10 protein-coding genes are annotated in these 17224 nt (G+C 36.6%); 4 read left to right on the top strand and 6 right to left on the bottom strand.

Annotation, left to right across the window (positions count from 1 at the left end):
* Nucleotides 1–55: 55 nt before the first annotated feature.
* The 5 genes from rpsG to H6G25_RS07210 form a co-directional block, all read right to left on the bottom strand.
* Nucleotides 56–526: a 30S ribosomal protein S7 gene (rpsG, locus tag H6G25_RS07230; protein ID WP_137907282.1), complete on the bottom strand. Its 471-nt coding sequence runs from the start codon at nt 524–526 to the stop codon at nt 56–58.
* A 322-nt stretch (nt 527–848) separates the two neighbouring features.
* On the bottom strand, nt 849–1232 hold the full coding sequence (gene rpsL, locus H6G25_RS07225; protein ID WP_028085100.1) for a 30S ribosomal protein S12: 384 nt from the start codon (nt 1230–1232) through the stop codon (nt 849–851).
* 246 nt (nt 1233–1478) lie between these two features.
* Nucleotides 1479–1802 carry an iron-sulfur cluster assembly accessory protein gene (locus tag H6G25_RS07220; RefSeq protein ID WP_190391890.1) on the bottom strand — a complete coding sequence of 108 codons (324 nt, stop codon included), beginning with the start codon at nt 1800–1802 and terminating at the stop codon, nt 1479–1481.
* Nucleotides 1803–1870: 68 nt separating this feature from the next.
* Nucleotides 1871–2287: a cupin domain-containing protein gene (locus H6G25_RS07215; RefSeq protein WP_028085102.1), complete on the bottom strand. Its 417-nt coding sequence runs from the start codon at nt 2285–2287 to the stop codon at nt 1871–1873.
* Nucleotides 2288–2826: 539 nt separating this feature from the next.
* Nucleotides 2827–4677, bottom strand: a complete 1851-nt coding sequence (locus tag H6G25_RS07210; RefSeq protein ID WP_347239150.1) for a phosphodiester glycosidase family protein — start codon at nt 4675–4677, stop codon at nt 2827–2829.
* A gap of 473 nt (nt 4678–5150) precedes the next feature.
* Here H6G25_RS07210 and H6G25_RS07205 point away from each other — a divergent pair, with 473 nt between their 5' ends.
* Nucleotides 5151–9821, top strand: coding sequence for a glutamate synthase-related protein (locus H6G25_RS07205; RefSeq protein ID WP_190391888.1), 4671 nt, complete (start codon nt 5151–5153; stop codon nt 9819–9821).
* A gap of 180 nt (nt 9822–10001) precedes the next feature.
* Here H6G25_RS07205 and H6G25_RS07200 read toward each other — a convergent pair whose 3' ends face one another.
* Nucleotides 10002–10313 (bottom strand): hypothetical protein, encoded by a 312-nt coding sequence (locus tag H6G25_RS07200; protein ID WP_242034904.1) that lies wholly within the window; start codon nt 10311–10313, stop codon nt 10002–10004.
* A 261-nt stretch (nt 10314–10574) separates the two neighbouring features.
* On the opposite strand from H6G25_RS07200, the gene H6G25_RS07195 reads away from it, so the two are divergent.
* The 3 genes from H6G25_RS07195 to H6G25_RS07185 all read left to right on the top strand — a co-directional run bounded on the left by H6G25_RS07195 (nt 10575) and on the right by H6G25_RS07185 (nt 17189).
* Nucleotides 10575–13991: a hypothetical protein gene (locus H6G25_RS07195; protein WP_190391887.1), complete on the top strand. Its 3417-nt coding sequence runs from the start codon at nt 10575–10577 to the stop codon at nt 13989–13991.
* A complete protein-coding gene (locus tag H6G25_RS07190) occupies nt 13984–16353 on the top strand; it encodes a DarT ssDNA thymidine ADP-ribosyltransferase family protein (RefSeq protein ID WP_190391886.1) in 2370 nt (789 codons plus the stop codon). The genes H6G25_RS07195 and H6G25_RS07190 overlap by 8 nt, the downstream gene beginning before the upstream one ends.
* Before the next feature lie 206 nt (nt 16354–16559).
* Nucleotides 16560–17189 (top strand): DUF4433 domain-containing protein, encoded by a 630-nt coding sequence (locus H6G25_RS07185; RefSeq protein ID WP_190391885.1) that lies wholly within the window; start codon nt 16560–16562, stop codon nt 17187–17189.
* Nucleotides 17190–17224 lie beyond the last annotated feature (35 nt).

Raw genomic sequence — 17224 nt, 5'->3', positions numbered from 1 at the left:
CATTGTATATGAATTACCGAACAGTAAAGGACGATATATCGCTTTTTTACTTAGTTTAGTAACGATAGTGTGCAAATGCTTTGTTTGCTTCTGCCATGCGATGCGTTTCTTCCCGCTTACGAATAGCACTTCCCGTTTCATTCGCCGCGTCCATTAACTCATTCGCCAGTCTTCCGGCCATAGTTCTCCCTGGACGTTGACGAGAATACTGTACTAACCAACGTAATGCTAGGGTAGTACCCCTATCTGTACGCACTTCCATTGGTACTTGGTAGGTTGCTCCACCGACTCGGCGAGCTTTTACTTCTACTAACGGTGTAGCGTTACGCACTGCTTTTTCAAAAGTTTCTAAGGGACTTCCACCAGTGCGTTCTTCAATAGTTTTCAAAGCGTCATAAACTATTCTTGCGGCAATTGATTTTTTGCCATGACGCATTAGTCGTCGCATCATCATACTGATTAGGCGACTATTGTACACTGAGTCCGGCGGCACTGGCCGCCTTTGACTAACACCACGACGAGACATACTTCATCCTTGAATAGGGAATTTGGCAACGAAATTATATGTTATCAGAACACAGGGGACTAAAAGCGGTTTTATCAGCCGCTTCATTTTCCTGATTTTTTGCTTATGGCTCTATCAGTTGTCAAGAGACTGAATTAATTCACTTTATTGTCTGTCACCAGACACAGAAGACGACGACTTAATCTACTTTTAAATTTAGATGAAAGTGCTGTTATCTTTTACAGGATTATTATCAGAAGCTCATGCAACTTGCTGTTTATGCCAGATACAGAGTTTTGGTGAGGACGATTAACCGTATTTGACGCGATTAACCGCCGCTTACCTATTTTTTCCCTGCTTTCTGGCGTTTAGTTCCATATTTGGAACGGCCTTGTTTCCTGTCTTTAACTCCGGCTGTATCTAATGTACCACGGATAATATGGTATCTAACTCCGGGCAAGTCTTTCACCCGACCACCGCGAATCATAACTACGGAGTGTTCTTGTAAGTTATGACCGATACCTGGGATGTAAGCTGTGACTTCAAATCCAGAGGTAAGCCTTACCCTTGCTACCTTGCGGAGTGCTGAGTTGGGTTTTTTCGGTGTTGTTGTGTATACTCTGGTGCAAACGCCTCGACGTTGAGGACATTCTTTCAGAGCAGGGGACTTGGTTTTCTGACGCGCTAGTTCGCGCTCACTACGGATTAGCTGCTGTATTGTTGGCATGAGTTACAGCGCGTGAAGCTGCTTTATGATCTAAGTTTTAACAAATCCTGATTATATCATTTTTTCTGATTTTATGTCAATTATTTTGGAAGGGAACTCTTAACTGGGAACAGGGAACTCTTAACTGGGAACAGGGAACTCTTAACTGGGAACAGGGAACTCTTAACTGGGAACAGGGAACAGGTTACAGGGAACAGGTTACAGGGAACAGGTAATTCTTAACTACTGACAACGGACAACTGACAACTAACCAATAGAGAAAGAATTACCACAACTACATCTGGATGTTGCTTGGGGGTTATCAAAGCGAAAACCACCACCCATCAAATCTTCTGCGTAATCTAGTGACAAGCCATGAATGTAATTTAGGCTTCCTGGGTCTATGACTAGACGAATATCATCAAACTCTACCATCTGGTCTGTGGCTTGTACAGTTGTATCAAAACCTAAATCGTAAAACCAGTCAGCACAGCCACCAGATTTCACCCGCAAACGAAATAAAATATTTGCTGGTTGTTTGGATTTTAAGCGCCTGATTTCATTAATGGCTGCTGAACTTAAATTGATCATGGAATTTTTTATTGGTCAGTGATCAAAAAGAAAAAAATCTCCCCTGTCTATTCCCTTGTATCTATTGTCTATTTTTCACGTGCATAGTCATCTTGATAGCGAATAATATCATCTTCTCCTAAATATTCGCCATTTTGGACTTCAATCAAAATCAAGGGAATCACGCCGGGATTTTCTAAGCGATGAGTTGTACATTGGGGAACATAGGTTGATTGATTATTGCTTAATAATATCTCGTGATCGCCACAAACTACTTTGGCTGTACCTGAAACAACTATCCAGTGTTCACTACGGTGGTGGTGCATTTGTAAACTCAGGCGATGACCTGGTTTGACTTCAATACGCTTAATTTTATATCCGCGACCCTCTTCCAAGACTGTGAAAGACCCCCAAGGACGTAATTCACCCGCAGCAATGCCTCTAGAATTAATTGTTGGTTGTAAAGTCAGTGTATTCGTGGGGACAGTTTCTGATAATTTAGCCATAATTACCTCATTTGGAGACATAATAAACCCGTTTTTAGCTTTAACAGTTGATGATAAAGGGGGCGAAATTCGGCCACTTTGATTAAGATAGCAAAAGTCAACACTAGCTGGTAAAATGAGAATGTTCAAACTAATTGTCTACATAAAATCTTTATCAAAAACACGACTTAGGATAAGATGTGAATAAGATCGCCGACTTCTTTGAAGGTTTCAAGATATTTTCCGTTCATCTACTTAGGGCTTGCTGATAGCGTAGCGTGGCGTTAGCCATATAAACCTAAAACCATTTATTAATAAAGGGTTTCGCGGATTTTTACCACAAAAAAGTGCCAGGTTTTGGCTAATGGTGTCTTAAAATAGGTGCATTTTTCTTTGTCGGATTTGGAAAATTGAGGATATCCAGACAGTTAAAACTGTTCCCTGTTCCCTGTTCCCTGTTCCCTGTTCCCTGTTCCCTGTTCCCTGTTCCCAGTTAAGAGTTCCCTGTTCCCAGTTAAGAGTTCCCTCCCCTCACAGACAACTTTTTCAGCAAGCCCTACTTACTTCTTTTTTGTGTTTTGGGTAAGTCCTGACTTTGATTCTAGGAAAATTCCAATACCGTTGTGAACACGGGCTGCTGTATTAGGAGAACGATCCAGCAATTGACCACCTAAATAAAGACTGGTAGAACTACCACCGTCTAAATTTAAAGCGTTGATACAACCCATTGTCTGCATTAGTTTGGCTTGTTCTTCTAAGGTTGGACCTCCACCACCAGCGCGATTATGTACGGCAGCAATGATTAAGTTGCCTGTTTTAAGGGTACAAATACTGCTACGAACTGCTTGACTTTTCATAAAAGCAGAACCGAATTTCTCCGCTTCTCCGTCGAGGACTATTTGCCCATTTTCTAGTAATAGGGGTCCTGCACCGATAATATGGGGATAACGACTAAATTCTGGTGTGCTGGTGGTGTTGGTAATGTTAATTTTTGTACCAATGGGTAATTGTGGTGTCTGATTACGAAAAATCAGGAGATAACCATTTTTGGGAATAGGAATAGCATTTATACCAGTTTTCACCCCTGGTAATTGATTAGTTACTTGATTGTTTTCCACGACAATTATATTTTCATTCTCAGTTAAGGGTGTATAAGTATCTCCCCATAAAGATGTGTAACGGGAAATACCATTTTGAACATAGCCAGTATTGAGTAAAATAATAGGTAAATTTTGATTATTGTTGCTGGTTAGGGTTTCTGTGAGGGTGAGGCGACCAAAATAGAATTGTCCTTTATTATTCCAAGCTATTGCTCCCCGGTTCAGAATTGGTCCTGATATCCATTGATTATCTCGCCTAATTGCCCCCAATGGCAATTTATTATTGCGGTTAAAATAACCACCATTTATTGCCGCTACGGCTAAGTAATTTTGAGCAGTTTGGATTAAAGGGGCAGTACCAGTTAATGTTTGCACGTTAGTTAATATAGGTTTAATGCTTAATCCTACTGTGCGAGGATTAATATCTAACCAAACCACAGGAAAGCGGTCTGTTCCTAAAGTTACTAGCCGCTGTCGCCATTGTAACCCCTGCGCCCAGGTAATATTTCTTTCGACCATTGCATCAGGTTGAATATCAATTACTAGGCGATTTGGTTGGGAGAGAGTGCTAATTTGTACAGATTGTCCGAAGGGAATACTCAAATTGATAATTGTTTGATTATTGACAATTTCTATTTTTTGAATGGGTGATTCTGTGCTTTGTGCTATGGGTGGTTTAGGGTTATAAACTGCGAGTAAAGCCGCATCAGCAATAGTATCTAAAGTGACAGTCCATTCGCGGTTGGCTGGTGTGGTAGATTTGGGGATAATTTCATCAGGATCTACTACTTTTTTGACTGGTAACTCTTGTCTAATTTGCCAAAAAGTTGGGTTATCTAAGTCTAGTACAATCCGATCCCCTTTTGGTTGTTTACCAAGACGAATATTTTTCAGTTGAGAAGGAGGAGTAGCAATTCCTAATGTGTTACCATTAGTTTTAATTTGCCATTTTGCTGTTTGAGCTAATTTACTTATATCTAAATAGCGATACCCACCGCTTATTTTAGTATTAAGAGTTATGGGATTGGTTAAGCCAGAAAACCACTGTATTGGCTGTTTACCATGATTGTTACTACTGAGTAAGTCTATACCCATCAATTGCTTAACTGCGCCATCACTGATATAAGTTTGATTTCCTGTGGGTTGTAACCATGCTCCTGGTAAGGTTCGGCCATTTATAGTAATTTGATTACCAGCGCTAACAGCACTGGGAACGGAATTTGGTATACTAGGAACGTTTTGGGCGAGTACGCCATAATTAGCAGTTAAACATAGTCCCGCTGACAGCAGTGGTGACAGAGAATTGAGCATTTTCCAGATCATTGTGTTTTTTGATAAAGTTATTATGCAAAAACCAGCCTAACGAAAATTTATCAGAAAATTAAAAAAATAATTACCTTTTTTAGAAATAATCATGATAGTATGTATATTGGGTTTTTGTCTCTTATCAAGAGTAGCAAACAGTTGTCACACTAAAAATACTAGCGATAACTGCTTTAAATAATACACACTGCTTGGAGACTATCATCATAGTCTTGGAGATTAAATCTAAAATTCCCACAGCTCTAAAATTTTAGATTAGGGTAATTTTTTTTAGAGTGCATAAACAAATAAAAAATAGAGTAGGCACTGGTAACACAGCTTTGGCTAAATGTCAAGCTAAGGCTAAAATTGTTATCCCTAAATTTTGGTAATTATGTATTTTTATCGAGTGCCAATAAATGAGAAAATTTCCCTATAGCAGTAGTAACAACGTCTGTACCTCAACATTTCAGGAATAAAGTATGAGTCATCAATCAAGTCAGGGTCAGCAAACTACAATGTCAGATATCAATTGTCAAGATACTTATTTAGGACAAAAGTGGTTAGTAGAAGAAAGGGATGCTTGTGGAGTAGGGTTTATTACCCATCGTCAGAATATAGCTAGTCATGAAATTTTGGACAAGGCTTTAACTGCTTTAACTTGCTTGGAACATAGGGGAGGTTGTAGCGCTGACCAAGATTCTGGTGACGGTGCGGGAATACTGACAGCAATTCCTTGGGAATTATTGGCACAAGATAACAGTCACGGAATTGACTTTGCTGATGTGAGTCATAAGGCTGTGGGAATGATATTTTTACCCCAAGACTCAAAAGCCGCCCAAATTGCTAAGAACGCATTTGAGCAAATAGCAGCAGAGGAAAAATTGACTGTACTGGGCTGGCGAGTAGTTCCGGTGCGTTCAGAGGTGTTAGGTGTACAAGCTAGAGAGAATCAACCTCGTATAGAACAGGTTATAATTTCTTGCGCTGATAAAAGCGGTGATGAGTTGGAAAGAGAACTGTATATTGCGAGTAAACGCATTATGCAAGCGGGAAGGAGAATTTCTGAGGACTTCTATGTATGTTCTTTCTCTAGTCGCACCATTGTTTATAAAGGCATGGTACGTTCGGCTGTATTGGGGGATTTTTACGAGGATCTCAAGCATCCTGCTTTTAAAGTATCATTTGCGGTATACCATCGCCGCTTTAGTACCAATACCATGCCGAAATGGCCTTTAGCTCAACCCATGCGGTTATTAGGTCACAATGGAGAAATTAATACCCTGTTGGGGAATATTAATTGGATGATGGCACGGGAAGCGACTCTGAGTCATCCAATTTGGGAAGATCGTTTTGATGAACTCAAGCCACTGGTAAACACTGATAATAGTGATTCTGCTACTTTAGACAATGTATTAGAGTTACTGGTACGTTCGGGACGTAGCCCTTTAGAAGGGTTAATGATGATGGTTCCCGAAGCCTACAAAAATCAACCTGCTTTAGCGGAATATCCAGAGATTGTAGACTTTTATGAATATTACAGCGGTTTGCAAGAAGCATGGGATGGACCAGCACTTTTAGTATTTAGTGATGGGAAAAAGGTAGGAGCGACATTAGACCGCAATGGTTTACGACCTGCGCGTTATGTCATTACCAAAGATGATTATATCGTTGTGGCTTCGGAAGCGGGAGTTGTAGATTTCCCAGAAGAAAATGTTCTGGAAAAGGGTAGACTAGGACCAGGACAAATGATTGCGGTAGATTTAAATACCCAAGAAATCTTGAAAAATTGGGAGATTAAACAACGTATTGCAAAACAGTATCCTTACGGGGAATGGTTGCAAAAATATCGCTTAGAATTGAATCGCTTAGTTAAGGGTGAGTCAAATGGTAATGGTAATGGACATCATAGCCTAACTAATGGCAATGGGCAGACTAGCAGGAAAATTGATACACAAGTCCTATTACAACAGCAAACCGCTTTTGGCTACACTCTAGAAGATGTGGAAATGGTAATTCACCCCATGGCCAGCACTGGTGCGGAAGCCACTTTCTGTATGGGTGACGATACTCCATTGGCTGTGCTTTCGGACAAACCCCATTTACTGTATGACTATTTTAAACAACGTTTTGCCCAAGTGACTAATCCAGCTATTGACCCTTTGCGGGAGAAGTTGGTCATGTCCTTGACGGTGGAACTGGGGGAAAGGGGAAATTTATTAGAACCTAAGCCAGAGTACGCTCGTAAGCTCAAATTAGAATCGCCTGTACTCACTCAAGCAGAATTAGAAGCAATTAAACTGTCAGGATTTGCCACAGCTGAGTTGTCAACTTTATTTCCCATATCTACAGGACCAGATGGTTTGCAGTCTGCTGTGGAATCTTTGCAAAAACAAGCGGCGGAGTCTGTACGGGCTGGTGCGAAGATATTGATATTAAGCGATCGCACTGGTATGGATATTGCCGCAGAATATACTTATATTCCCCCGTTATTAGCCATTGGTGCGGTTCACCATTATTTGATTCGCGCTGGGTTGCGAATGAAAACGTCCTTAATTGTGGATACCGCCCAGTGTTGGAGTACCCATCATTTTGCTTGTCTGTTGGGTTATGGTGCGGGTGCTATTTGTCCCTATATGGCTTTGGATACTGTCAGCGCTTGGTGGGATGATCCTAAAACCCAGCAGTTTATGACTAGGGGTAAAATTGCTACTTTGACCTGGGAAAAAGCTATAGAAAATTATCGCCAAGCTGTAGAATCGGGTTTGTTGAAAATTCTCTCGAAAATGGGAATTTCTCTGCTTTCTAGCTACCAAGCAGCACAAATATTTGAAGCGATTGGTATTGGTCGTGATTTACTAGAATTGGGTTTTCGGGGAACAACTTCCCGCATTGGTGGTTTAAGTGTGAGTGAATTAGCTCAAGAAGTGTTATCTTTCCACCGCAAGGCTTTCCCAGAATTGACAGCGAATAAGTTAGAAAATTTAGGTTTTGTTCAATACCGTCCCAGTGGAGAATATCACAGTAATAACCCAGAGTTGGCTAAGGCTCTACATAAGGCAGTTAATGGTAAACAATATGACCATTATCAACTGTATAAACAGCATCTGCAAAATCGGCCTGTGACAGCACTGCGTGATTTATTGGATTTCCACAGTGAACGGACACCAATTCCTTTGTCAGAAGTAGAGTCCGTTAATGATATTGTGCGGCGTTTTTGTACCGGGGGGATGTCTTTAGGGGCTTTGTCACGAGAAGCACATGAAACTTTAGCGATCGCTATGAATCGCATTGGTGGTAAATCTAATTCTGGTGAAGGTGGAGAAGATCCGATTCGTTACAACGCTTTAAATGATGTTGATACTGCTGGTAAATCTCCTACTTTCCCCCATTTGCATGGGTTAAGAAATGGTGATACTGCTGCAAGTGCCATTAGACAAGTTGCGTCAGGTCGGTTTGGCGTTACACCCCAATATTTAGCCACAGCTAAACAAATTGAAATTAAAATCGCTCAAGGTGCAAAACCAGGAGAAGGTGGACAGTTACCAGGACCCAAGGTTAGTCCCTATATTGCCATGTTACGGCGTTCTAAACCCGGTGTAACTTTGATTTCTCCACCACCCCACCATGATATTTACTCTATTGAAGACTTAGCACAGTTGATTTTTGATTTGCACCAAATTAACCCTAAAGCCCAAGTTTCAGTAAAATTAGTCGCAGAAATCGGTATTGGCACAATTGCTGCGGGTGTAGCTAAGGCTAATGCTGATATTATCCAAATTTCAGGCCATGATGGCGGTACCGGTGCATCACCCCTTTCTTCTATTAAACACGCTGGTACTCCTTGGGAATTGGGTTTAACGGAAGTACATCGAGTCTTAATGGAACACAGGTTACGCGATCGCGTCATCTTGCGTGTAGATGGTGGTTTAAAAAGTGGTTGGGATGTATTGATTGGGGCTTTAATGGGCGCTGAGGAGTTTGGTTTCGGTTCGATAGCTATGATTGCGGAAGGCTGCATTATGGCGCGAATTTGCCACACTAACAACTGTCCTGTGGGTGTAGCTTCTCAGAAGGAGGAACTGCGGAAGCGGTTTACAGGAGTTCCCGAAAACGTTGTCAACTTCTTCTATTTCGTTGCGGAGGAAGTGCGAAGTCTGTTAGCTAAATTGGGATATCGTTCCTTATCAGAGATAATTGGTCGCGCTGACTTATTAACAGTACGCTCTGATGTGAAACTCAATAAAACCCATCTGAACCTAGATTGTTTAACTAAGCTACCAGATACAAAAACTAATCGTAGTTGGTTAGTACATGAAAAAGTTCATAGTAATGGACCTGTATTAGATGATCAATTACTAGCTGATGGGGATATTTGTCAAGGAATCCAGGAGCAAGGGATAGTTAGTAAAACCTACGCCGTTGTTAATACCGATAGAACCGTCGGGACTCGATTAACTGGGGTGATTGCTTCAAAATATGGTGACAACGGCTTTAAAGGGCAAATTAACCTGAAGTTTCAAGGCAGTGTCGGGCAAAGCTTCGGTGCTTTTAATCTTGATGGTGTGATTTTAAGCTTAGAAGGTGAAGCTAATGACTATGTAGGGAAGGGAATGAATGGTGGGGAAATTATCATTAAACCCCCAGCAAATGCGACTTACAACCCAGCGGAAAACGTCATTGTCGGCAATACTTGCCTTTATGGTGCTACTGGTGGTAGATTATTTGCTAATGGTTTGGTTGGAGAACGGTTTGCTGTACGCAACTCAAAGGGTACAGCCGTGATTGAAGGTGCTGGTGATCACTGCTGCGAGTACATGACTGGTGGTGTAATTGTCGTCCTGGGTAAAGCAGGCCGGAACGTTGGTGCAGGAATGACTGGTGGTTTGGCTTATTTCCTGGATGAAGTCGGTAATTTCCCAGATTTTGTGAATCATGCTATTGTTAAGGTCCAGCGGGTTGCCAGTGATGCGGGTGAAAAACAGTTGTATGATTTAATTAAAGCCCACGCTGATAAAACTGGTTCACCCAAAGCCTTAGAAATTATCGCTAATTGGCCGGAGTATTTACCCAAATTCTGGCAGTTAGTACCACCATCTGAAGCTGACAGTCCAGAGGCTAAAGTGGCAGAAAAACAATTAAGTTCTGTGTAATTTGTCTGAATCAGGATGTACAGGATTTGAGGATTTACAGGATTTAATTAAATACTTTATCCTGTTTATCCTTTAATCCTTTTTTGTCTGAATCAGGATGTCCAGGATTTGAGGATTTCCAGGATTTATTCTTTTACCTGTGCGTATTCCAGTAGGAGTTTGACTGATTTATTTCTCGCGTCAGGTTTGTGAGTGTTGGTGATAAGGAGGGTATTTGTTGAGGGAATTTTGGGGAGAATGGACTCCAACTGCAACAAAATTTCTTTTGCACAAACTTCTAGTAATGTGCTGTTGGTGTACTAATCTTCCTCCACTCCCAACTGGTGGTGTCATGATATGGGATAATGCTTGAGGAATGGTTTCTTTAGATTCTGGGGGGTATTCTGTATGGTTGAAGTTTGCCCATTGTTGATCTAGAGTGTGGGTTTTTAGTTGTTTGATGATGCCATTTAGAAAAAATTCGTTTTCACCAAAGTATAAGTATGTTGGCATGGTAGTACGGCAATTGTATTATCGTATATGAGCGTAAGCTCTAAATCCACTATAATTTTGTCTGCATGGATGGGGAAGCAGTCATTCAATGAAATAACACTTTCGTTAACTGCTGCATACCTACTGGCTTTTTGGCAATCACACAGCCAAAAAATTCGCTCTAGTTTTATTTTTTTACTTTTGTAAATTTCGTATCCAAACATTGCCATGCTTTACTTAATTAGTTATAATTAAGACAATAAATTATCACTAATCAAAAATATGAGAATAAAATCCGTCAAACACCTAAGAAGATGGATTGTCGAGAAACAATCATCTTTCTCTGTCATTACCCAAACCGGTTCGTCGCTTCCAGATCATATACAACCTGATTTTATGGGCTGTGAGAACAAAAATTCATCTGGTGAAAAAGTAGTTGGCTTTTTCAGTGCTTATCATGGTATGAAAGCTAACATAGCTAACTTCTTAGCAACAGGATTACAAAACGCTGAAGATGGACAGGCTATATATGAGTTTCTCCAAAATGCCGCAGATTGTGAATCCGATACATTTTACATTTTTTATAATGATAAGTTTTTTCTGGCTTTGAATAATGGCATAGAATTTAAGTTAAAAGATGTAGTTTCTATATTAAATACTAGTCAATCTAGTAAATCTGATAGTACAAATCAAGCAGTAGACTGCGACAAAATAGGTCGCTTTGGTATTGGTTTTAAATTGGTTCATAGATTAGTAGGTGAAAATGAAGGCTTAAAAGAATTAACAGAAGAATATAAAGGACCAATTTTGTTTAGTTGGACTAAACCCGAACAATTAGAATCACTTTTAAATGTTACTAACGTCCAACAAATAGAATATGATAATGATTTAGAGGGAGAATCTCCCTGGCTATTTAAAATTTTAATAACTAACTTTCCTACTCAACCAGTCGAAGAAGTTAAAGATTTAAGCTATAGAAATAATGTTGTATTCACAGAAAGAGAACTGGGTGAATTACTGCAATTTCTTAGAGAAAATCAATCTAACTTAGAATTATCAAAGCTTCACAGAGGTTCATTATTTTTCCTAAATCTGGGTGCAGGTAAGAGCCAAGCTTTAGACAAGCATTATGAGCATGACCTTAAAAAAGGCGTGGAATGCTCTCTCAATATGCTGAAATCCCTAAATAATGTAATATTAAAAGACAAGCATATCGAAAAACTTGCATTACAAACTATAGAGTTTAAAATACCTAAAGATTCTGATGATTTTATAGCAATAAATCCTACTGATAAAAAATGTGATATAAAGATTCTATTTGGACATTTACCTTACAAGAGAAGTGGAGAACTTAGAGATTATCCCAACTTCTATAAATATTTCCCAATGGGTGCAGAGGATCATAAGTTAAGTTTTATTCTCCATTGTGATGCTTTTAAGATAGAAACAAATCGGCGAGAACTAGAAGAACTACCAACTAACAAAGCTATTTTTAAGTGGTTTATCACTCAATTTCTCAAGAAGTTAGATGAATATATTGAGAATCAACCTGATTATTATCGAGAGCTATATGCTAATATTTTGTTATCTTCTCAACCTTCAAAAAACTGGATAACTGAATCACTATATCAGCCTTTAATACATTATATATCTGGTAAAATACCTACCCATAGAGGAAATTTCTATAGTCGGGAAAAAGTTTATATTAAAAATACAGAACTCAATATCAGTCCTATTGATTTTGGTATTCAAGACAAAGAATGGTTTTACTGGAATAAAAATTCAGATAAGGAATTAGTTAATAAAGTATCTTTAAAATTCTGGAAACTTGAGAGTTTAATCATTGAAGGTAATATTGAGTTTATTAATAAATGGATAAATAATGCCTCTGAAAACTCTTATAAACTGTTGCTCAAGGAGTTAAGTGAAATTAATGATAGTATTTGGACAACTGATTTTATATCAATAGTTTGTAAACTGAAACTTTTTAAATTTACAGATAAAAAATACTATTCAATTAATGATATAAAAACTAAATCTAACTATCTGCTTATTTGTTCTCAGGATACTTTGGCTATGAAAAATATCCTAACAAATAAATTAGGGTTTTTCTTATCAAAAATAAATTTAGCAGATTATCAAAATTTACTAGGTAAACTCGAAGGCAAGTTAGAAGAGCATTTACGAGGTAGGTTATTCACTAGAGTTGCTGAAAGTATAATATCTCATAAGTGTAATTTAACACCAAAAGAAAAAGAAAATATTTTTAAATTCTTAAGAGGACTCAAACAGCCAGAGAAATTGAAAAAACTGATTCTGTTTCAAGACAGTTCTCAGACTTTGAAACCCTTGGAAGAAATGCTATCTCGAAATATTGTTTTACCCAATTGGCTACAAACTTATCAAGTTGATGATAAAGAATATTTTTCGCAACTGGATAATTATTTACTAGAAGAAAAGGAGATTTACGAGAAAATTATATATCGTGATTGGGACAATATTATTAAACAGGTTGAAGTTACTTTTAGTGGTAATGACATTGGGCAGTTTTATCAAGATATCACACGCTACTTTGCAGATAGTGAAAACAAGAGTCCGTTAACAGAATATCCATATATATTTACTGATGGTGGTTTTAAAAAAATAAATCAAGTTTTTTACAGTGAACAATTGGGTGAAGTTCAGTCTTATAATGACCTTAAGGTAGCAATATCATGTCTCACTAATCTTCAGTTACCAGAGAAAAATATTTTTAAATACCTATCTCAAGAACCTTTCAAAACTAACCAAGACAAGTTAAAAGATTGGATTGATGTACAGATGGTTGAATTAGAACAATCTGCGGTAAATAATTTAATTGAATTTACTGCCAAAAATGGTGAATCATTCTTCAATTTTCTTTATATCAGTCCTACTCAAGAACTAGGAATACATTCAGTTATAGATAAAAATAATAGTGATATTTACCAATATTATACAGAAAAAGCAAAACTGAAAGAATATATAGAGCATCACCTTTCTGATAAACTTAAAATATTGCCAACAGAATTTCATAATGAAAGAGGAAATAATCAAGGCTTATTTAAAGATTCAACTTTATACGAAGTTTTGTTTAAAAACTATTTCTCTGATGAATTAATAGAAGAATTGATAGGTGTTGTCAAAGAATCTGGGAATAAAGATGTAGGAAAAGAGTTTTTGCGGTGTATACCCTCACTAACACTGGTTCATGAAGAAGTTTATCAAAAAAGCTCCTATGAATATCAAGTATTAGAATTGGCTTGTCAATGTTTTATGGATGATAAATCACTACAAGCAGAATTTAAAAATAAAGTTAGAGTTATTGATAAAGAGGAAGGAGTTTACCCAGTTAGAGAGGCTGTAAAAGATGAGGTGATATTTAAAATTGATGATGAGAAATATGAACTATCATTATCTAAAATTTTACCACGCTATCAAGATACCAGTGGAATAGTTGATAAAATGCTCAAACAGTTTAAAAGTTTGAATAATCAACTAAAAACTCTATTTGGTATTGGTAAAACAACAATAACTCATGAGGAAGTATATGAAGAGTTGAAACAAGAGTTTCCCCATTTACAAAATGCTCAACAACTAGCTTTTGTAGTTTTATATGCCAAATCCAAAAATGATATTCAATTATTAGAAGACTTTACGGTAAATACAGCTAATGAATAACACATCCTCTACCAAATTAAGTGAATTAAATTTCTACGTCAATGCTGATAAAAGCTTTTTTATCAGTGATGATAGCTTGTTAGATAATAATTATAAAGATATCGAAAAGCTACTAAGATTAGACGCAAAAAATCCTGTATTTAAGATTGGTGATAAGCCTACGATAATTTTAGAGCCATACTTTGATGATAATGATCAATTTTATTGCTTTCCTTTAAAGCAGAATCTTCAAGATGAGGGCGAAACTCAACAAAACTTTTTGAAGATAATGTACGATAAATGGCTATTAAAAAAGCCGAAATCCATATCTATATCGGAAACTCATTGGCTAAACGATGATGATACTACTATAGTTAAATACAACACGGAAAATATTCGACTTGTTATAGGTTTTTCACCCAAATACTCTGTTTATCCGAACACCTATGCTTTGCCAGAAGAACAATTACCTGAATGGGTTCAGGAATGGATATTTGATGATTCTGATGATTCTTTGAAAATTGAGTTTTTAGCTGCATTAGAAGTTCACACAGAAACATCTAATATCGTAAAGTTAAGGAATTATTTATTTAGTAAATCTGAACATATATTTAATAATTTTGCGGCTATTAGTGATTATCCGCGTCTGCTAAGCAATACTCTTAACTGGTTATGTGCTGTTAGTGTTCAATTTAGAGAAAGTGATAAAGATGCTTTGGCAATTATTAGACGTATCTATGACTCAGTTTCAATTTCAATGGAATCAAATTTGCCTTTAATTACAGTTGAATTTCCTGATGACATCACTGATAATTTAATTATATACAAATTCCAATTTTCTGAAATAAATACTTATTATTTGGATGAGAAAAAATATCAAGAATTATCTAATTTAAAAATTGAAATAGTATATATTTGGGCAATTATTAAATCTCAAGGTGGTTTACTTATAGATAAAAGATGTTATCCAGAAAATTTCAATATAGAATCTGTTAATTCAATTATTCTGAATCAAAAATTAGATACTGATTTCCTATCTAAGCACTCAATACCTTTTCAAGAAGATTATTATAGACTTTGGTTGACCAAAATTAATAATAAATTTTCAATTCGTGTATGTGAAAAAGAGATAAGGTATAAAATCTCTTTTGGTAATCAAGTTATTAAGTATGTTATTTTTCAAGGTAAAAATATAGATATAAGCAATAATATTATCTATGTTAATTCTCAATTTATAGACTCCATTGAAGACCTACTGGAACAATTTATTAATAAATCTAATTTTACCTTTGATGACCTTATCTGCTTCAAAGAGGCGAAGACATCAAGTAAGGTAAAAATTCAACGTGAACTTGCTGCTGAACAAAATAAAGTTAATCCTCATGAAAGTCCTTATGTAGAAACAAAATGCAAGCAAAACGATTTTAAAGATAGCCGTTCAAATCAAGAATTAATTGAATTCCAAACAGAGTTAACAACAAAATTAAACCAGCAATACTCCCATTGGAAAGGGTATATTTATCATTTTACTCATATAGAAAATGCTGTCAAAATCTTAAACTCCATGTCAATTTTACCAAGAGGTAAAGCAAGTTTTAAAGATTCAGCCGGACAAGATTTAATTGGTCGAACTAATGATTACATTAAAAGAAACTTTGCCCGCTTTTATTTTAGACCCCTTACGCCTACACAATTCCATAATGAATTATTAGGTAGCCGAGAAAATATATTTGCCATTTGCCCAGTTCCTATATTTTTCAGGTTCAAAATAGAAGATGTATTAAAGACACATGGTGCTAGATGTGCTGTTAGCAATGGTAATTTAGCTACTGACTGGGCGCATTATGGTAATAGTATAGAATTTTTAGATTATTTTGATTTTGATAATATATATAATGATTTTGGAGAAGCTAATTACAAAACTGCATCTCAACAAGAATTTATAGTCAAGAATGGGCTTGATTTCTCTAAGGGAATAGATTTCCAAATTATATGTAGAAATACTCAAGATAGAGAATCTTTAATTAACATGATAGGCGCGGATTCAGAGTATGTAAGTAAAATAGTTATAGATAATTCATTTTATAACTGTGTCAATCCATTTGTACAAGTAGAAAAAACAGATACCGTTATCAATTTAAGTATTAAACAGTTAAAAAATAAAGTGATAACAGGGAAAATTCGTTTATTTTCATCTCAAGGATATCTATACTTAAAATCTATTTCCTCTACTACTCAAGATTTTATAGATATAAACCTAGATAAAAAATTAATTGTAGAGGTAAAAACTAATATTCGCTTAGAATTTGACCAGATTGAACCTTTTTATGTATATTTTGTGGAAGATGGAAAAGATTGGTTAATTTATCAATATGGTTCTTGAAATAATTAAGTTAACATTTTCAAATCTTAGGTTTCAAATCTTAGTTTTCAATTCTAGCAAATACTATTAACTTTACTGGAGTGATGTTTGCTGGTCTTACCTTCATTCAAATAGCGACATAGTTATTTTGTAGACAATAGTTTAAAATCTAGAGAATAGGTTTGTTTGTACCTGAAACCTCCAAGAGTATAATTTAAAAGCACTAGATGTCTACACCGATTTATCACATCACCCATATTGATAACTTAACCTCCATAATCACCAGTGGGGGATTGATAGCAAACAGTAGACTTAAGATACAGCAAACCAATTATCTTGACATCGCACACGGACACATTCAAGATAGACGTGATACCACAAAAGTCCCCTGTAGTGCTGGGGGATATTTACATGATTATGTCCCCTTTTATTTTGCTCCGCGTTCACCCATGCTCTATGCCATTCATAAACAAAACGTAGATAGTTATAGCGGTGGACAACAACCAATTATCCATCTAGTTTCAGAAGCTTATACCATCAATTCTTTAAAACTAAAATTTGCTTTTACTGATGGACACGCTATCATGGCATATAGCGAATTTTATGATGATATGTCTGATTTACAATCAGTCATAGATTGGGAATTAATGAAATCAAAATATTGGGCGAATACTCCAGATGACCCCAACCGCAAGTGGAGAAGACAAGCAGAATTTTTAGTTTATGAAAATTGTCCTTGGAGTTTAATACAAGAAATAGGTGTAATCAATAAAACTATTGCTGAACAAGTACAACTAATACTTACCGCCTTTAATATCCAAATTCCAGTAAATATTTATCAAAATTGGTATTATTAAAATCATCAATCAATTAGCTAAATAATATTTCAAAT

Source organism: Dolichospermum sp. FACHB-1091, from assembly GCF_014697585.1.
Taxonomy (GTDB): Bacteria; Cyanobacteriota; Cyanobacteriia; order Cyanobacteriales; family Nostocaceae; genus Dolichospermum.
The sequence above is the reverse complement of the archived record's forward strand: the minus strand, read 5'-3'. Positions and strand labels throughout refer to the sequence as shown.